This is a genomic window from Mucilaginibacter psychrotolerans (genome assembly GCF_004519315.1).
Lineage (GTDB): Bacteria > Bacteroidota > Bacteroidia > Sphingobacteriales > Sphingobacteriaceae > Mucilaginibacter > Mucilaginibacter psychrotolerans.
The window spans coordinates 97,389-116,369 of record NZ_SOZE01000017.1; the positions used below are offsets into that span (position 1 = coordinate 97,389).

Sequence of the window (18,981 nt, forward strand, 5' to 3'; positions counted from 1 at the left end):
TAAACCCCAGGGTCAGACAAAAAGGGGTGTTGCTCCGATTATAATATTTTGCGCAGAGAATTTATGTTTTTGCTATGCCAATGAGCTGAATTTTTAAATCATGAACTTAGGTAGTCGGACAAAATTTTCATGTGCTCATACGTAGCAATCGTTATCCATCATAACATTTGCCTTAAAACTAACACCTACCTTTTAAATTAGAATACATCCGAATGCGCGATGGATAATATCAGTCAAACTCCACTTGCTACGCTGGTACCCTACATTTAGCCCTCACTGATATATTCAACAAATAAGGATACGTCAAATGTTAGTAAAATGGCATTAGATAATACACAAAGTAATCAATAAAACTCTACTATCTTTACCACTCTAACCATCCTAAATACTTATTCATGAAAATCGAGTACTTCTACATAAAAGGGTTCAGAAGAATAAAAGAAGCCAAAGTCGAATGTGGTGACGCCACATTTCTAATCGGGGAAAATAATATTGGAAAAAGTAGCATACTTACTGCATTGGAGTTGTTTTTTTCCGATGCCAAAAATCTTGAAGAGGAAGATTATTTCAAGATTGACGAACCTAAATTCCAAACTGACGAAATTGTTTTTGAAGTAAAATTAACCGATTTGCCGACTGAATCTAATCACTGGCGTGGATTTAAGGGCAGGATTTTTTCAGAGACAACTAACGGCGAAACTCTTAACTGCATTTACTACAGAAAAACCTATCCAAGGGGCGGTACAGCCAGGCGAGAAATGAGGTCGTGCCGTAAAACCATCCGGAATGAATTTGCAAAATGTAAAACCTTTGATGATTATATTACTGCAGGTATCAGTGCAGCGGTCATAGCTGAGTGCTTCGAGGGAGAAATAAACACTACTAAAGCGATTACCAATAAAGACAAGGAAAAACTTGACTTAATATCAGAAATTTGGGATGTCGACGAAACGAATTCTGAGTGGGCCACGAATCCAGGAGGTATCGAACAAAACATCTTAGTCAAACTGCCAAGGTTTTTACTTATTCCGGCGGAAAATGGGAAGAATGAGATTAACAAGCAAGGTGGCGCTCTTCAAAATACAATGAAAGAACTTTTCAGTGAAGTCAGAGAGGCGTCTGACAATTACAAACAAGCCCAAATGTACTTAGATAGACTCGCCTTAGAACTTGACCCGAATGATCAGACACAGGAATTTGGAAAGATGCTAATTGATATTAATAACATTATCAGCGGCGTTTTTACAGGTTCTAAAATTCATATTACCACTAATCTTAGTGATCCGGGTTCTTCTATTAAGCCTACCTTCGATATCCAAATGTCGAGCAATGTCAAAACCAATCCCGAAAGACAAGGAATGGGGGCCTTAAGGTCAACAGTCTTTGCTCTATTACGTTATAGGGAAAGATTTGCACAAAGAAAGATTAAGGAAGGCGTATTAATCAGGCCATTAATTATCGGTTTTGAAGAACCGGAAATGTACCTCCACCCAAACGCAGCCAGCTTGATGCGTGAAAAATTGTATGAACTGGCTACGTCTTCCAATTCAAAGATTATCTGCACGACGCACTCGCCATATATGATTGACCTGAGTAGAAAAATCGACAATGAAAGCTATCCTAAACAAGTGCTCAATTTATTAAGTTTAAAAATGGATGCAGAACATGCCATTCCAGTCACAACGGTTATGCCCTTTAACACAACCCAAGCTTTTAAGAATTTGCAAGCAGACGACAAGCAATTCGTTAAGTTCGTTTTGAAGATTGACGATTCGATAGCGAAGGTCTTTTTTTGCAGCAAAGTCATTGTTGTAGAAGGTGACACAGAAGAACTCTTAATAAAAGAAACTGTGCAGCGCCTGCCCTCGGCCAAAATGAAACAATTTTTATGCGACTATCAAATTGTTAAGGCCAGAGGAAAAGCAGTTATCATTTCGCTAGTAAAATATTTAAGGATACTGGGTATCGAACCGTTTGTTATCCATGATATGGATACCGAAGCTGGCGCGATTATATTCAATGATCCAATATTAGCAAGTTTGGATAACTTAGAGGATCGTAGGCTAATGGTAAAACATACTATAGAGGACCTATTGGGGTATGCTGAACCGATTAATGAAAAGCCTTACAAAGCTTATAAATTTATCAATGAAAACTGGGGAGACGAATGGAAAGACGTAAATGAACCGTGGAAGGAAATATTCGAAAATAGAGTGTCACCTGAACTCTTTGTTTAAGGAATTAAAACGAAAGTTGCTCTTGTACCGATTAAATTCATCCCCCACATTATAATTCCTTTAATACAAAGAACTCGATTAAAGGGAGGAGTTTACGAGACTGTCCAGTTAAAACGCCTGCCTATAAAACAGCGAACATTTAATAGTCCAAGTATTATTTTATAGAAAACATTAAGATTCATAGAGGGTTCTCAAATATTCACGGAATTGCTCCTCAACCGTTCATTCGTTTATATCATCAAAGATGCTCCTGTCACTGCCTGGCTTTGCAAAACTAGGTTTTGCACTAAATCTGCCAGGAGTAGAAGCGGGATAGTACTCTTGATTATTTCGCCAATTTTCTAACTCTGTATCTTGGTTCTTAATGATTTGCAAAAAAGCTGGTTCACGTTCAAATTCATCTTTTAGAGTACTTAAAAGTGACGAAAATTTATCTGTGTATTCGTCAGGGGTGTCATCTCCATTTTCATTAAACTCTTCTTGCAACCTTTCACGCATCAGTTCCAATTTTGGTAAGAGTCCTAATTCGACCCGGTTTTTAATTTCGCTAAGCTCATCGTCAGTAAACATTCCTTGGAATTGTTTATTTTCGAAAATGTAAACATCTTCTCCAGCGACAGCATACTTCATCACTCTTTGTAGAAGTTCTAAGCGGATTTCTTCCGGTAATAAGCCAAAACTATGCAAACGAATAGCAAGCGCGATATGTGGTGATATCGACAAGTATAAACCTGGCATGCTTACTTCGTTTAATAAGTCTCTACGCACTGTAAAGAATTGTTTTAAAAATTCCTTTGAACATCGTCTTGCAAGAAAGTTAAATAGGTTTCTTTTACCGTAGTATTTTCTTGTCCAGTCTTCCTTATATGAGTCGTCAGTTTCGTACATTTTAAGCCTTTCCAAAACGATCGGGTAAACAACTTTAGGAATGATAAGCGCTTTTTCCACTTTTAGGTCGCCCATTGTAACCTGACTCATCATTTTTGACAGCGAACTGCCTTGAACATAAACACCTAAAAGTTCCGGCGTTTTCGCAATAACCTTTGCAAACGCATCACCAACCGTTGGGTGTTTAAATTGCCAATCCGCATCGTCTTCCGAAGTTATATGCTGAACAAAACTACCTGCCATTGATTGAAGGGCAATAAGGCATTGGGCAGTATTACTTCCAATTCGCTCGATAATTTCTTTTTCACTTTCATTTAGAGAAATTGGGCTGGCCAATCTTCCGTTGCTCATATAAACAAGCGCTAACGCCGCCTTACTATCTACATCCAACCCAACTAACGTATCGATTAAAAATTGTTCCTGCCCGATTACGAAATTTTCAATTGTTATAGGGTGTAAGATTAGATCTTTTGTAAAAGCAGGATCAGACAACCTTCGTGCAGTCTCAGGAATAAATCTCTCATGGTTTGCAATCAAATCAAGGTGAGGCTTGATTTCAGTAATGAACTCCGGCTGTTGCTTCCCAAGTTTTAAATGGTTGTACAATATTTGCTGCTTTTCCTTAAGACTAAGGTTATGTACATCGATCACGACACGACTTTCCTTAAATAGAGGAAACGCACTTTCCTTTAAGTCGTTTCGCGCCCGGTCATAGATATAATCGCGCGATGTCATAACGATTTTTACGCCGCTTTTGACCATCGCTTTAACTTCGCTTAAAATGCTATTCCAAGATTGGACTAAGCCACTTTCGTATTGCATGGCCCCAAATGCATCATCTATCCAAAACAGCCTTGCTTCGCCGTCAGGATTCCAATGTTTTAAGAGTAAATCAGGCTTGGCTACTTTAATCGTATGCGCTTTCCATTGATCGATTGCACCTACAGCCAACATCGATGCGATAGTTGTTTTACCTGCGGCTGGTTCACCGATTAGTAATACAAAACCCTCTTGGTCAATCGCATCTGCAGCACGATAATAAGCATCGGTTAGAACGACTTTAGCTAAATCATCTTTCATTGATGCTAATAAAGATTCAGCTTGCTTAAATGCTCGCTCGTCAAAAATTTCTGATAAGTCTCCAAGTCCGTAAACGCGCGGTACAAGCATCCGCAATCTTTTATTTTCGGTTAGCTGTTCATTTATCCAGTTCGAACCATGGCAAATAACTTCTTTTGCACCTGCCGCTTTGAAATAATCTTCAATATCTTCCGCAGCTATTCCAGAGATTTCAGCGTTAGTCATAATTAGATAAAAGTCACACCTTCCGTCTTTGGCTAAGCGTTTAACTTTTTCATACTCGTCCTTCAAATCAGCTACAGTTAGCTTTTCGTTTACCTTGCTGGTAAACTTGCTCTGAATAACGTACCGACCTCTAATTTCTTTCCCCGAGGGTTCTTTCCAAATTCCGGTAAAAGCGCCATCGCGACCGCCATCTTTAGAATCAAGATAACGTTCAATTGGTTGTTTGAAAACTTCCTTACAAATCGAATGACAAAGGCTTTGAAAACTACTCCAACCAAGTTTGTGAAGTTGAAAGTCAATGATATTCATGTAACAACTGATTAGATTTCATAAAAATAGGATTATCAAGTCGCTTAATGTAACTATCGGCGCACCGCAATTCAAGAACATTCTAAAATTTCTCCCTAAAGCATCCACGAACCATACCGCCTGTTCACAGCGGGAATTAATTTAACGTACCGCTTGTTTTCTATTTAGAAGTGATACACTACCATTCTATAATTCTAATTCCTTTGCTATAAATTTTTCACTTCGCTATTGGTAAGTGTCAATTACCAGCGAATTCAATGATGAGGCTGATACTGGTAGAGAAATATCCAAATTATAATAAGTGCCGAGGGAATTAGCCACAACAACATAGTTATCATACGTAATCTGAACCGCTGATTGCCCAGTTCCTGTTCCACTAACAAAAAACGCTTATCGAACTGTTTCAAATTTTCGCCGGAAAAAGTATTTTTGTAATTGGCGATATTAGTAGCAGTAAATAAAAGTGAACTATATTGGTTTGCCAAGAAAATTTGGATTAGAACCGCAAATATTATTAGACTACCTGCAGCGATCCAGTTTTTAGTTTCGTTAAGCTTAACAAAATCAAAGGCTGAAAACACCAAAATAAAAGCTGTTGGTATTGCCACGAGCTTAGTTTGCGAGTCGTTAATAACCGCTTGTATTTTTTGTGTGTATTCCAGTGCCTTAGCATCTAATTCCAGCCTCAGCTTATTGAGGGAGAAATCGCGCAAATAGTACTGATAAGCGGCCAACGTTTTATCGGCAAATTCTGCCATTTTTTGCAGCAACACACGAAAGCGGTCTTCCTCCTTTACCCCGGCGAGATAGTCGATGAGCTCATTTATGTATAATAGTTTTTCAGGGCTATCGTTGGCTGCAAAAACTTCCGTAACCCGCTTCAGGCCAATCCTATCTTGATCCGAGAAGCTGCTAATCGGAATTGCGTCATAGTGCAATGGCAGGATTAGTCCTTTATCTTCCCGGAAGATCACCGCGTAATCAAATTCGTTATCCGTGTACACATGCTTTGCCAGCATTTTTATTGCAGTGATCAGTGCTTGGGTTGCCAGGTAGCTATCATAAAATATTCCGCCTTTGTCGTCACTATACCCTGCCGCGGCTATATAAACGCGGCTCGTTGGGGCTTCATAGCGGTGTTTACGGATTAACGCATCTGTGTCTGTGAAATACCCCATGCTGGCAAGCTTCCCTGAAGATAGATATAGGTTGACGGCTTGCCCGATTTCATTTTTAAAATCGGTATTTTCAATAATTTGAAGATCCAACATCGAGGTGATGCAAGCTTGCATGTGTACGTCAGCAATTTGCAATTCACATGCAAGAGTACCATTACTAGCGTTGCTTTGGGATAAGCCAATCAATCGTACAATCTCTTCGAGCATGAGTCTCAAGAGCTAAGTTTATCAATTAACGCCTGCGGCAACCGCTTGAATGTTAGTTCGTTTTTTTGTTTATTAAAGAATACGTCCTTATCCAGCAGCTCGGAATCGAACTCGAGCCGATAATTATCATCACTGTACATGATGTATTTGATTCGGCGCAGCCTTGCTTTATCGCCTTTTATCGTTTCACTGACACCGTATGTCTCAGCAGATGCAAATTCCCGGAACTCATCTGTGTTTTCCGGGTTCATCAATGCTGATATAGACGAAAGTTCAATCTCTTTATTTTCTTTCAGGCAGTCCGTGCAATAGTCTGATACCTGATTTTTCACTTTAATGGTTTGGGTCCGATCCATTCCTTTTTCCTTCGCAAAAGCGTCAATGGCGGTGATTAAACGATTTGTGGACTCTGTGCTAGTTGTTTTGTTATCACAATCAATGAAAGACTGAAAATAGTAGCTTACATTTTTATTGCCTTTGACAAATGATAAGTAAGTGCGGCTTTCGGTATCCGAACCAGATTCGACAAGTTTCCAGCGTGTAAGGTTTATCATGCAGGCAACGTCAACCTTACTTAAGTCAAGGTTTTTGATGTCTTCCAAAGTCAAATCAGCCTCTCGTACCATATACCCGTCTTTATTATTAATTGTGAGCACGAGCATATACCGGTTACGGGTATCTGTATTAATGAAGTCGGTAAATATTAAAAAGCTGCCAGTTGCATTAACAGTATTCTCAAGCACCTTTTTATATTGTTGCGCTGCACTTACCGAGAAGTCGTAAAAGTTTTCGTCAGCCAAATACTTTTCCAGCCCATTCCGAAAAGTCGGCTCCGCGCCGGCAAAAATGCCATAGGTGGGATTTGATTTTTTATGATAAGATTCATTAAGTTTGCCAATGAATACTTTTTCCTTGTCGTTTAGATTTAATACGGTCGGGGCTTTTTTAAAACCAACTTTGCGGTCGCCTGCTGTTTTAAGTAATTGGTGGATTACCATACCTCTAACATCGAGGTTACTGCCGTGTCTTTTAAATTCCATTCTTGTGAGTTAGGTTTTAGGAATGCAATTTAGACATTTTTTTTAGTTATAAAAATTCTACGAATTGTTAAATCTATCGGTAAAGTGACACTATTATCCTCACACAGTAAATGATGTAGGACGTATCGGTTGCTGCAAATCTTGGGCTCATTTGCTAACCCTTTGATAGTTTTTAATAGGTATTTCGTACCATTAATTTTAGGTGGCCTTGTTTACTTTTGAACTATCAGCCATCTCCAAATGCCGCCAATATGATTACATGTTACACATAACAGGGTTAGGGGGTAATACTTGCAAAACTAAAGGTGTTGTAAAAAATGCGTTAAGAATGGAAAATTATGTGGCGTTAAAAAAAAACAACTAAATATTTGTTTATTTCATAGGAATATCGATTAACTTTATCTGTGGTTTCAAAATTTGAGACGGCAACCTATAATAACCTTTAAGCAATAGATAAAAGTGGCAAAAACAGCACGAAATAAAGGCTTTGAAGCACAGGAGCTTGGCAACATTGCTGAAAATACATTCTCAGATTTGGTACAAATTTGGCTGGCTGGCACTGGTGTAAATCGCCCCTCTCGTTTAACTCCAGATTCGCAAAAAATAGACTTTGTAGTGGAGTTGCCATCGCTGTGGAAGGGTATGACTTCAATGCGAACACATTGGCAGATAAAGTCGTCCTCACAGAAATTCACTAAACATAGACACCCTGAGTTAGATTCCGATTGTTTTCATTTTTCGTTTAGACCTAATGACTTGAGGTCATTAAAAGAATCCGTATTGCAGGATGAACATTTTTATCTGGCATTCGCACATAATGTATCTAACGCACAATCTTCGGCATTGCTCCTACTCCCCCCGAATGAACGATTTGTTTGGTACTGTATAGACCTTAGTCAGCAGATGATAAGAGAGGGTGAAGAAAACTACCTGGTAATTCCTGAACAAAATGTACTTAACCTATCAACATTTTCGCTATTATGGAGTTCGCTATGGGTTGAAAAATTTTATGACGCACTCACTTCCAGAACAATTAGTGAAATTCCTGATCTTGGAAAAATGATAAGGCGCGTATACCCGAATTCTAAGGAAACCAATCTCAGTCCTGTAAATTGGAATGTTATAACGAATAATCTGTCTAAATATGAGAAAGAGTTCGAAAAAAAGGAATTTACCAAGGTTAGCCTCAGCCTAGGAATAGGAAGTCTTCTTGAAAACATTACTAAGAAACTCTATAGTAAATCAGGGAAATTAGATACTATACAGACTTATTGTCCTGAATCGTTATATGGAACGGCCAATTTATGGTTATTCGCAAAATCTTATCACGATTTTATGGGTGCCTCGGGTGTTGTTTTAGAGAAAGGAAAAGCTGGTCAAAATCTTCGCATACTTCCTCTTCCTGATGATCCAGAAAGAATGTCAAAACTTGAAAAAGTATGCATATGGCATATTGTGCTTTTGTATTCAGCCCTTAAAGTAGAAGTGCGGATCATCTACTGCCCCAAAATCGACGCTGGTAGCGATCATAGCTACTATGGAGGGGGAATTGGTTATTTTCCATGGTTGAATATATCTGATGACGGGCTGACGTGGATGATTGAGAATAATATCGATGCTACAAATAGCCGACACAGAGATTTTATTAATGAGCACATGAACAATATTTTTATTAACCCCTATCGCCAAAATATTTTCGGAATTGCGAACAGTTTTGACTTACATCCGGACGACCTCCGAACCGCTCCAAAATGCCCTAAACAATTGTTTGCGAAGAGCAGTAGTTTTATTGAATACCCTAGTGGCATTTTTGGCGGTGCAGGATTCCATTTTCTTGAAAAAGTAAAACAACAAATATATAGGTAATAAAATTATTTACTATGAACACTTCATCAGAACGTCGGCAAAAACTCAATAAGGATATTATCCCCAACCTGGAATTCCGTCCTTTTATCGGAGGGAGTTTTATAAATCTACCCTCCGATAACGTGATGCCTGTTATTGACCCATATACTGGAAATGTAATTATCACTGTTCCCCATTCGGGCGAACGAGAAGCTAATCTTGCAGTAGAAGCCGCCCGACACGCATTCGATAAAGGACCTTGGCCTAATCTACATCCCCGAGAACGAGCTAATTACATGGTCAAACTGGCAAATATAATTGATAAAAATATCGAGACCATAGCCCTTGTTGAGACTTTGGACACAGGGCGACCTTTTAAAGGAGCACTCGGCTGGGAGATTCCAAATGCCTCAGAGGTATTCCGATACTATGCTGGGTGGGCGGACAAGATTACAGGATGTACTCTTCCAGACGTGGCGGGTGTAAATATTGAGACCTATCAAGAACCAGTCGGTGTTTGCGCCGCAATAATGCCATGGAACTTCCCATTCGCAGCTCTAGCCTGGAAAATCGCTCCTGCCTTAGCTGCTGGTTGTACTGTTGTTGTTAAAGCGTCGGAGCGCGCACCACTCACCACCCTACTTCTTGCAACGTACGTGAGTGAAGCTAACTTTCCTGCGGGAGTAATCAACATCATTGCTGGCACCGGAGATACGGCGGGTAATGCACTTGTGAAGAATCGTGATGTCGATAAAATATCTTTTACTGGTAGCACTTCCACAGCACAACAAATAATCCAAAATTCTCTTGGTCACTTGCCGGGCTGGTCGCTAGAATTAGGTGGCAAAAGTGCCAATGTCATCTTAAACGATGCAAATCTTCAAGATGCCGCGCAAAATGCAATTGGAGCAATGTTCACGATGTCGGGGCAAGATTGTGGTGCGGGCTCACGATTACTTCTTGAGCGTAATATTGCCAAGGAGTTCCTATCCATTCTAATACCTCTAATCAAATCTCGACGTCTCGGTGATCCTATGGACGATGCAACTGAGCAAGGTCCACTCATCGACCATAATCAATTTGAGCGAGTTAGCGAGTATGTAGACGAGGCTCGTAAATCGGGGGCTAACATTTTAATTGGGGGTAGCGGTACAAAGGATGGACCCAACTTTTATCATCCTACATTGATCACGGATATCCCGCAAAATGCACGTATAGTTCGTGAAGAGATTTTTGGCCCTGTGGCTACTGTTCATTTGTTTGACGGGCTTGATGAAGCTATCTCTATTGCAAACGATTCATGTTATTCATTAGGCGCTGCTATCTGGACAACATCTGCTGAAAAGGCACAAGAGTTTAGAAGAAAAATTAGAACCGGAACTGTATGGCTTAATTGTTACGGATGGTATGATACTGTATCACCCTGGGGAGGAAGAGGCCTTTCCGGTCAAGGAAAGGAACTTGGCAAAGAAGGACTTAGTGAGTTTTTAACAACCAAAGCCGTTTTTCGAAAATAGGATGTCAATTGGAAAATCAAAATTACATTCGTCGCTGAACTATTTTGGTCAGCTTAGGATGTATTCATATGTTGATATCATTCTCATGATGGTTGCATTCAGAGCCGATACAATGATGATAGTGTCGTGTTCTTTCATGTGGTTTGGATTTTTAATACACCTTGAATGGCAACATCGAGACCGAGGACGATTGGTTTGGCCTGTATGGGCTTGGATTATTCCATGGATTGCTGGCATAATAATTCACCCATCGGCATTTCAGATACCAATTATAGCAACATGTGCAGCCTATTCTCTAAAGAAGCGATATCGTTGGATCGGTTTAATCTCATGGATAATCAACGGTGGTATCAAAGCTTGGATGGTAGCAATGATCCCGGCTCCTCTTTGGGGTATTTACCTTGTCGGCGGATTAATGTGCCTTCGAAATTTAGCTGGCGATATGAGAGATGGTGGTAAAGATTCTGCTGAAAAAGTCTTTACTCTGCCGGTTGCACTGGGACTTAAAAAAAACATTCCGTTCCTATATCCTAGTTGCCTTGTGGCTACTAGCATCATATGGGTTTGCATTGGTGGGATTTCTTTTTTGTGGCTGGTTCCTGTATTTTTCATTCAGAGTTTAACCTATAATTTGACGCCAAGATAAACTTAATATGCATAAAAAAGTGTTAGTAACCGGAGCGGCCGGATATATCGGCAAAGCAGTGTGTTCCGTGTTTGCAGCGGATGGTTGGCAACTCGGTGCCATTGATTTACTTGATTCTCCCAATATTTGCATTGCCGAAGAAAAATGTGATTTGTCTGAACCGCTCGGCACCAAGCAATCTGTAGACGCTATTGCGCAAAAACTTGGAGGAATTGATTCTATCGTTTGTTGTGCAGGACAAATGATGAGCAATGACGGAGCGATAGGAGTAGTTACTTCGGAAATTTTTCAAAAAACACTAACATCCAATGTGTTGGGAACATTTAACGCAATTAATGCAGTACTTCCGTACTTACGCAATAGCGATTATCCCTCAATTACAGTCGTTGGAAGTCTCGTGGCTTCTTTTGGATCCGCGTCTTCGGAACTAGCCTATACAACATCAAAAGGAGCAGTAGAAGCTATGGTTAAAGAAATGGCCGTTTCCCTTGCACATGGTGGAATTCGTGTTAATTGTGTATCTCCTGGACCGTTGGCAGGCGGCTTATTCCCAACGTACCCTGATAGTATTGGAGAAAAATACCGTCTAAATCGTATCCCCTTAGGCAGTCGAGGAACTAGCGATGACGCTGCATATGCATGCCTTTATTTGGCTTCAAGACAGGCTTCGTATATTACTGGCGCTGTTCTCAAAGTCGACGGTGGAGCATCGGCTGCATTTCTTGCACGAAATCCTGAAGAGGAATAATCACTATTAAAATTGACTTCCGCCCAAATGCTTTGCCTTAATGTTGAATCAATCCGCATTCTTGGGGAAGAAGTTTAAGCGTATATTTTAGCGAGTTTGAACAGGAAAAAGGTAGTGTGTCCAACGGATTTTGATGTAGCTAAATATTTTGATTTTTCCGTTGAATGATTCTGCTGAATCATTGGTGCTTTTGTTGTTAAAGAAGTTCAGAATTGATTCATAGTGAGCGTGTACAGACCTTCACCGTGTAAAAAGCACTTCCTCGAGACTCTTCCACATCATTATCCAGATGGCGAGCCGCTTGAACGCGTGTTTTTTGCTTTTGCAGACCGTTAAAACCACATTCGCGGGCTGTGGAAAGGGAGATAAAAGATGCTGATGGTCTCAAATGGGGTCACCAAATTGCTGCTAAAGTTGTAGGTGTTTTCCAATAAATAGTTGCGACTTTTCGAAGCTTTGCATAATGAAATTGAAAGCAGGCCAATTGAACTCAATATTTTAGCCATAACAGTCTCTAAGTGATAATCGCAGTGGGTGAATTGAATTCTTGAACATTGTTGAGCAATAATCGATTAGGAGCACAAAGTAATTACTCGGATAATCCAATTAATTCTTGGGGATAAGTAATCAATTTGATAAGATAATTGCGTAGGAAATGGAATACACCCTGTCACACACTTGTAATCCGCGATAACCAAAGTAGACTCCTTTTCTTCATCATTTCAACGAATTAAATGAATGGCAATTTTTGGTCTCGGTCTCCCTGTCACTTGAAAAATTGCTTGCACCAGTAAAAACATCTACATCAATAGCTGATTTTAGCTGACAAGCCTAAAGTGTGCACGTACGCGTAATTAGGGTTATCGTTGCCATATTTGTATTGTAATCCAATTGAAAATTTCTTATATATACGCCTGTCCAATGATGTTTTTATTATACCGCCAAAATTGTCATTGGTAATTGCGTCAATGTCGGAGATAATATAGTAATAGTTGCCTGAAATGGCCGCTACCCAGTTTTCCTCCTGGTGTTGGTTAAGGTCCCTGAACGTATATTCGAAAAATGCTCCTGTAGTAGAATAGAACTTCGAGGCGTCATATGTTTTACTGTTTCTGCTGCCGAAATTCCCAAAGGGTCCTAGAGCGATGCTATGCACACTAGTTATATAGCTTCCAGGAACTGCGCCGGAAAAAACCTGGGAAACATAGTTGGCTCCATAACGCAACTGCCCGAAATACAGGCGTTCATTAAATTCCTTATCAGAATTGTAGGACGGGTTAAATTCAATGCTTTGCCTCCAAACATATGTGCGCAAAGGGTTTGTACTGCTTCTTTGGACTGTGGGTAGATACAGTTTGCCTATTTTGAACTGAACCAAAACATTATTTTCCGATGAGGTTACTCCGTCCCCTATATTTACTTCACTGGTCGGTAGTATAAATATATTACTGTGAATGTTAAAAGATAAGTATTTGGCAACATCCGCCTCCTCAGCCTCCGTTCGGTTAAATGCAAATGAAAATATATTAAGCACCTTATTACTAGCAAAATCATGAGTGGCACCCAAACGAATAAAATCCTGTGCTTTGGCATTCAATATTACGAAGCAGCTTCCTAAAATAAATAGCAATTTTTTCATTGGATGTATTTTACGATTTTAAGGATGTCATTTCCAGTTTTCAAGTCTTCAAACATGTCATTGATCAATGCCGCTCCATCGATTTGCTTCCAGGTATTCAAAATATCGTGGCAAAAATTTAGTTTGAATTCTTTAGCGATATAAACGTCTTCAATTTCTTGATCCAAATCGATTGATTGATAAGAATAGGGCGTATAAGCAGCGATGATTTTTTGAAGTAAAACCGCATTGCTTTCCAATTTAAATGCGAGTGATGTGGCCATAAGGTGTTGGTTTAAAGTTCACTGTAAATATAACAAACAAATTCAGAAAGAGAAACCCATAGTCATTCCGTTAATATATTTACCGCTCTGTCTGCAGTTTGGGTTTTCAAAAAATGGAATTACAATGACCCCGATTAAGACCGGCGACGCACGTCGAAGCCAAACTGATATTCCATCTAAAAAACTATTGCCAATTTTAGTTTTCTGTGTATAGTAATAATTGATGTATGAGACATGGTACACACCATGTTACACATTTTGTGATACAACGATTTAAAAAATCTAATTCCTTCAATTCTTTAGTTGGGATGGATTTTTTAAAGCGCTTCCCTTGGGGACGCCAAATTGAGGCAAAGGCAGAGTTTAATTGTTATTATTAGTCATTAATAAGAAACGATAAATCCAGCTATACTCAATATTTGCATTAGCCTGTTTTTCAAAATGTCACACAAAGTGATACACATTTTGGAACACATGGAACGATGCAGCACCTAATCCACCGCGCCAATACCTATTATTTTAATCGACGTGTGCCCTTAGAAATTAAGGAATACGACCCGCGCCCACTTATACGGTTTTCCCTCAAAACCGATAGCAGAACCCAGGCTATGAAGCTTGCGGCACTTAAAAATATAGAGCTGGAAAACTACTGGAAGGCGTTGATAGAAACCGGCCAAAAGCACAGCCATACCAATTACAAGCAGGTTGTTGACCGGGCTAGCCTGTTTGGCTTTAACTATCAATCAAGCCAGGAACTGGCTATCGGCCCCTTACCTGAACTGATTAATCGGCTTCTATTTGTCGCAAAATCGGGAATCCAGGAAAAACCTACCGAAGCCGTCTTGGGCGGCGTTGCAAAGCCTGAAATCAAACTCGACGATGCTCTGACGAAGTTTTGGGATTTGTCTAACGACGTAGTTCTAAGCAAATCTGCCCATCAAATTAAAAAATGGAAAAACCCGCGCCGTTTAGCGATGAAAAACTTAATCTCCTGCATTGGCAATAAGGTAATAACGGAACTGAACAGAGATGACCTCCTTAAATTCCGCGACTGGTGGATTAACCGGATTCTGAATGAAGAATTGAAAAACTGCGGTGCCAACAAAAACTTCAAGCAATTAAAATCGATTATCTCCAGGGTGAGCGATCACTATAAGCTAAATATTGACACAAAGCATCTTTTCCACAAACTCAAATTGGACGATGACACAGAATCTCGCTCATCATTTTCTACTGATTACATTTTAAACACCCTACTTAATGCCGACAATCTAAGTGGTATGAAAGACGAATATAAGAACATGATCTTTGTCTTTGCTGAAACAGGCGTTGGCATTGATGAGCAGGCAGGTGTATTACCAGAGGACATTATTTTGGATGATACAATACCGCATATTGTTATTACCCCAAGGCCTAAAAACAAGCTAAAGACAAAGTACCGTAAAAGGCTGATTCCTCTTACTGGATTTGCTTTGGATGCCTTTAAAAAGTATCCTTTAGGGTTCTCTACCTTGATTGATAATCCTGACAGTATTTCATCAGCGATTGCAAAATACCTAAAAGAGAACGATTTGCTTCCTACAGATAAGCATTCCCTTTACTCCCTGCGCCATAGTTTCCAGGATAGATTATTAGCAGTTAATACTCCTGACAGGGTACAGGCTGATTTAATGGGTCATAAATTTGTTCGAGAAGCTTATGGAAACGGATCTACTTTGGAGCAAAAAAAGGAATGGATGTTGAAAATCCAACTGCTTTGATATCCCTGATCGTTAAATTTCCCTTTTTTATATCTCCAATAACCCAAGCAGGGTGATTTTTTAATCTTTAATTAAAATCCGCTTGAACCTGTCACAAGTAATACGAAGCAAAAAAACATCAGATTGTTCTACGAATTTCTACCGTTTATTGAACTTTCATCAGGTTATAAAAAAACAGTCACATAAAGCGTATTAAAATTATAATTGATTTAAATCAATCATTGCTACAGTTTTGTCAATTAGTTTAATATAAATCCCAAGCTTTATTTGCTAATGTAATTTTCACTTATGAATCTACTTAATGTTATGTTTGTCAGAGATGGATTTGCAGCACCCATTCTTGGAAAGGTACTGGGTCCTAAAATATAGAGACTCTCAGTATCTAAAAATGAACCATCATAATTTAATGAATCTCCGAAAGGTATTGTACCGCCTTCGTGATCTACAGTTCCCAGTGGGCAATAATATGGTTCACAACTCATCTTTGATTCGGAATTTTCAATTTTTTTTAATACATCCGAATAAGTGAAACCCGCGGTTCCAAATTTAGGAAAGATTACTTCCTTTTGCGAAAAGTTAAAATAAATCATTAATTCGCTATGAATATTTTTTATCTCTTCAACTTGTTGAATTAACACAAAATCATCAAAAGCATTCAACTTAACTTCTACATATGGGAGAGTCCCGTTTGATTTAAATTGTAAATGGGTCTGGTCAGGTAGTTGTTCTCCAAGTCCCCATATGTCCAATAGGTAATAATTTTGAGACTTTTTCAGAGAGCAGAAAGTGTTTGAACGTACAATTTGATTTCCAATTTTGACTACACTGTTATCAGAAACAAAATCATCTAAATTAATCAAGCTTTTGTTTATTCGCACTAATACTCCCTGTATAATATGATCATAGATTTTAAATTTATTAAATTTATTTCTTATGGATTTTCGTGTTCTAGCTAGTGATCTTACAAGGCGAGAGTTTTCTATTGTTCCAGATGCCAAAACACATTTACTAACTAATAGTGCCTTACTTTCTCTGTTGTTAATGTATTCTAACTTCCAGTTTTTCCCATCTTTACTTATTCCCTTAACGTTACAATTGGTTAGAATATGGCACTCTCCCTCAGTACTGCTTAATAGACTGTAAAGCGGCGAATACACCAACCCGCTCAACCCTTCAAAACTCTGCTTTGCTCTAGGAGTGTTTTGAAATCCTGTTAGCTTTGCGTTATCGAACAAATTCAAAAGTTTATTTTTCAATGTACTTTCATCCCAATTTGTTAATTCCTTATAAACGACCTGATAATTGTCCCTAAATAATGAACTCTCTACGGGCCATTGATGTAATGCATAATTTTCCATCGGCAAAATTACGCCACGCCAATAAAGAGATCTGCCGCCGACTAAAGATCGTAATCCCGAATGGTTTTGAAAATGCGGTGGACTTAAGCTATTGTTAACCTTTTTAAAGAAGGGATCTAATAGATGGCCTTGTAGCCAGGTTTTAAAAGCTCGGGAAGTGGGTTGTAATGAATTTAAATGTGCCAACGGTCCTATAGGACCAGATTCTATAATTAATATTTTTATTCCTTTTTTTGATAATATATTACCGCATTCTAGCCCTGATAGTCCAGCTCCAACTATAACAATGTCATAGTTTTCACTTTCATTTAGTTGTGTTAGGAACTTCACTTAAATGAATTTATTTGTCACCGAAACGACAAACCATGATATTACAACTAATGTTAGCAGACCGAGAGAAAAACATATCGTTGCAAAAATCATACATACTTGCCAAGATGTGAATATTCCAATAATTGCAATCACTAATGATAGAGAAAACTCGATTACTGTACTAAGCAACCAATACATCAGGTTTTTAAAAGTGCTAGTGCTGTCGTATGCTGAAAAGATGTTTTGATCCTTTGATTTACTTAACTGCACTAAAGTGGGAAGTAGTGTAACTAACGTTGCGCTTATCGCGAATAAACTTCCACACAACCCCGATAAAGTTTGACAATAATTTTGAATAAATTCAGTCGTCATAATTTAAAAAAATTTTGATAATCAAACGCGTTTAAACCATCTCTTATAAAACCATGCTTATTTCTTAACTCAAGCACCTTATTTTTAACCTCCTGATCACTCATTTCTGGATGAATTTCGCAAGCAAAAAGTTTAAATGCCTTTGCTCCAATTTTAGGGCCGCCTGGGTAATTTATAATACCAGTAGTCGGTTCCAGTAAGATGTGCTTCCCTAAACTACGAATGTTCTCCGAAAGATTGACGATGTTTAAATCGCCTTCAGCAACCGGCATTGATGCTTTGATATGAAAAAAATTATCTTTGATAGCACGGCTTGGCGCTCCCCATGCATCCTCCCCATAACATTCTGAAGCAGACGTCCCCGTGTGAACAGCATCTGCACCAATTAAACGTGAAATTTTTGAGATTACCGCTTCTGAAATGCCTGTCGGGAAATTACCATGTGAACTGATTAATGAGCCCCTCGTCATTATTCCCGAACCCATGTTAGTACAAATTACCGCAACTCGACCGTTTATGTGATTTATTAGCAATTGGCTATTTCCATATCCAAGTGTAAACGGGTTTAAGAGAATGGCCCCGACACCTTTTGAAATTGCGAAGTCAATGATTTCTACTGCATTAGGGAAAGGCAAGTTAATATTGACGAAATATTTTTTGATATTGCTAGCCGTTGCCATTCTATTCGTTAATTCAGTAAACGCATTAATGCGATTCCTTATATTTAATTCGCCATAAGGATCAACAAGTAAAAGATCGTCAACTATAAAATCAGCCCCCCCTGTAAGAGCTTCTTCACAATAAGCTTTTATAAGATTTAGACTTGAACCGTTTCTTGGCTTAACCGTAATTCCTATTAAAGGTCTATTAAAAATATTAAATATCGATTGAATTCCATGCGTCCCAAGTTTCGGACCAGTAAACCTTTTGACAAATGCTTCTGGAAAAGAAATCGATTCAATCCAGTAACTATCCGAATAATTGTATTCCGCTGGGCTGGTTATCAATTGAATTAATTGAGTAATACCTTCGCTCTCAGTACATTGACTTATTGGGAAAGCTAATTCAACCAATCCAGCAGGTTTACTTACCCCTGCCATAGAATTATTCAAAATTGTCGAGTCAACTATTCTTCCAGCATGCTTTAGTCTTTCAGAAAACGTTTCGTGATTGAGCTTTTGCATTGTTCTTAGAGTTCCTATTAGCAACGTTCTTGCAACAGCCTCTTCAAATATCAATCCATCTGCAGCGGTGATTTTGTATCTTACCAAGATGTAATTGTCGTTGCTAACCGACTCTCTATTACTGAATATCTCTTTTCTTTCTCGAGAATCTATTGGAGATCTCATAATGAAAT

At 38.9% G+C, this 18,981-nt stretch carries 13 protein-coding genes; 6 read left to right on the forward strand and 7 right to left on the reverse strand.

Translation table 11 applies throughout. The features are described from left to right. The first annotated feature begins 395 nt into the window (after positions 1–395). Positions 396–2,237: an ATP-dependent nuclease gene (locus E2R66_RS16735; RefSeq protein ID WP_133232584.1), complete on the forward strand. Its 1,842-nt coding sequence runs from the start codon at positions 396–398 to the stop codon at positions 2,235–2,237. 222 nt (positions 2,238–2,459) lie between these two features. On the opposite strand, the gene E2R66_RS16740 is transcribed toward E2R66_RS16735, so the two are convergent. The 3 genes from E2R66_RS16740 to E2R66_RS16750 form a co-directional block, all read right to left on the reverse strand. Continuing rightward, a complete protein-coding gene (locus E2R66_RS16740) occupies positions 2,460–4,739 on the reverse strand; it encodes an nSTAND3 domain-containing NTPase (RefSeq protein ID WP_133232586.1) in 2,280 nt (759 codons plus the stop codon). Between the two features lie 254 nt (positions 4,740–4,993). Beyond that, on the reverse strand, positions 4,994–6,124 hold the full coding sequence (locus E2R66_RS16745) for a hypothetical protein (RefSeq protein WP_133232588.1): 1,131 nt from the start codon (positions 6,122–6,124) through the stop codon (positions 4,994–4,996). A 5-nt stretch (positions 6,125–6,129) separates the two neighbouring features. Beyond that, positions 6,130–7,164, reverse strand: a complete 1,035-nt coding sequence (locus E2R66_RS16750; protein WP_133232590.1) for a nucleoid-associated protein — start codon at positions 7,162–7,164, stop codon at positions 6,130–6,132. A gap of 459 nt (positions 7,165–7,623) precedes the next feature. On the opposite strand from E2R66_RS16750, the gene E2R66_RS16755 reads away from it, so the two are divergent. From E2R66_RS16755 to E2R66_RS16770, 4 genes are read left to right on the forward strand one after another with little or no spacing between them, the layout of a single operon-like run. Further along, positions 7,624–9,030, forward strand: coding sequence for a hypothetical protein (locus E2R66_RS16755; protein WP_158288429.1), 1,407 nt, complete (start codon positions 7,624–7,626; stop codon positions 9,028–9,030). Positions 9,031–9,044: 14 nt separating this feature from the next. Beyond that, positions 9,045–10,526, forward strand: coding sequence for an aldehyde dehydrogenase family protein (locus E2R66_RS16760; protein WP_133232594.1), 1,482 nt, complete (start codon positions 9,045–9,047; stop codon positions 10,524–10,526). Position 10,527: 1 nt separating this feature from the next. Then, positions 10,528–11,172: a hypothetical protein gene (locus tag E2R66_RS16765; protein ID WP_133232596.1), complete on the forward strand. Its 645-nt coding sequence runs from the start codon at positions 10,528–10,530 to the stop codon at positions 11,170–11,172. A 7-nt stretch (positions 11,173–11,179) separates the two neighbouring features. Beyond that, positions 11,180–11,920: an SDR family NAD(P)-dependent oxidoreductase gene (locus E2R66_RS16770; RefSeq protein WP_133232598.1), complete on the forward strand. Its 741-nt coding sequence runs from the start codon at positions 11,180–11,182 to the stop codon at positions 11,918–11,920. A gap of 805 nt (positions 11,921–12,725) precedes the next feature. Here E2R66_RS16770 and E2R66_RS16780 read toward each other — a convergent pair. Beyond that, a complete protein-coding gene (locus E2R66_RS16780; RefSeq protein WP_133232600.1) occupies positions 12,726–13,559 on the reverse strand; it encodes a hypothetical protein in 834 nt (277 codons plus the stop codon). Next, complete coding sequence (locus E2R66_RS16785; protein ID WP_133232602.1) at positions 13,556–13,822, reverse strand: hypothetical protein; 267 nt, start codon at positions 13,820–13,822, stop codon at positions 13,556–13,558. Before E2R66_RS16785 ends, E2R66_RS16780 begins: the two co-directional genes overlap by 4 nt. Positions 13,823–14,304: 482 nt before the next feature. On the opposite strand from E2R66_RS16785, the gene E2R66_RS16790 reads away from it, so the two are divergent. Then, positions 14,305–15,582 carry a DUF6538 domain-containing protein gene (locus tag E2R66_RS16790; protein WP_133232604.1) on the forward strand — a complete coding sequence of 426 codons (1,278 nt, stop codon included), beginning with the start codon at positions 14,305–14,307 and terminating at the stop codon, positions 15,580–15,582. 263 nt (positions 15,583–15,845) lie between these two features. Here the strand turns inward: E2R66_RS16790 and E2R66_RS16795 are convergent, their stop codons facing one another. Both E2R66_RS16795 and E2R66_RS16800 read right to left on the reverse strand, forming a co-directional pair. Continuing rightward, positions 15,846–17,270, reverse strand: coding sequence for a hypothetical protein (locus E2R66_RS16795; protein WP_133232606.1), 1,425 nt, complete (start codon positions 17,268–17,270; stop codon positions 15,846–15,848). Positions 17,271–17,620: 350 nt separating this feature from the next. Next, entirely contained in the window at positions 17,621–18,973 is a 1,353-nt protein-coding gene (locus E2R66_RS16800) for a RuBisCO large subunit C-terminal-like domain-containing protein (RefSeq protein WP_133232608.1), read from the reverse strand. Positions 18,974–18,981: the final 8 nt, after the last annotated feature.

What these genes read in the sequence shown, in the direction of transcription:
- E2R66_RS16735 (WP_133232584.1), top strand. Translation starts at nt 396, where the DNA reads ATGAAAATCGAGTACTTCTACATAAAAGGGTTCAGAAGAATAAAAGAA.
- E2R66_RS16740 (WP_133232586.1), bottom strand. Translation starts at nt 4,739, where the DNA reads ATGAATATCATTGACTTTCAACTTCACAAACTTGGTTGGAGTAGTTTT.
- E2R66_RS16745 (WP_133232588.1), bottom strand. Translation starts at nt 6,124, where the DNA reads ATGCTCGAAGAGATTGTACGATTGATTGGCTTATCCCAAAGCAACGCT.
- E2R66_RS16750 (WP_133232590.1), bottom strand. Translation starts at nt 7,164, where the DNA reads ATGGAATTTAAAAGACACGGCAGTAACCTCGATGTTAGAGGTATGGTA.
- E2R66_RS16760 (WP_133232594.1), top strand. Translation starts at nt 9,045, where the DNA reads ATGAACACTTCATCAGAACGTCGGCAAAAACTCAATAAGGATATTATC.
- E2R66_RS16765 (WP_133232596.1), top strand. Translation starts at nt 10,528, where the DNA reads ATGTCAATTGGAAAATCAAAATTACATTCGTCGCTGAACTATTTTGGT.
- E2R66_RS16770 (WP_133232598.1), top strand. Translation starts at nt 11,180, where the DNA reads ATGCATAAAAAAGTGTTAGTAACCGGAGCGGCCGGATATATCGGCAAA.
- E2R66_RS16780 (WP_133232600.1), bottom strand. Translation starts at nt 13,559, where the DNA reads ATGAAAAAATTGCTATTTATTTTAGGAAGCTGCTTCGTAATATTGAAT.
- E2R66_RS16785 (WP_133232602.1), bottom strand. Translation starts at nt 13,822, where the DNA reads ATGGCCACATCACTCGCATTTAAATTGGAAAGCAATGCGGTTTTACTT.
- E2R66_RS16790 (WP_133232604.1), top strand. Translation starts at nt 14,305, where the DNA reads ATGCAGCACCTAATCCACCGCGCCAATACCTATTATTTTAATCGACGT.
- E2R66_RS16800 (WP_133232608.1), bottom strand. Translation starts at nt 18,973, where the DNA reads ATGAGATCTCCAATAGATTCTCGAGAAAGAAAAGAGATATTCAGTAAT.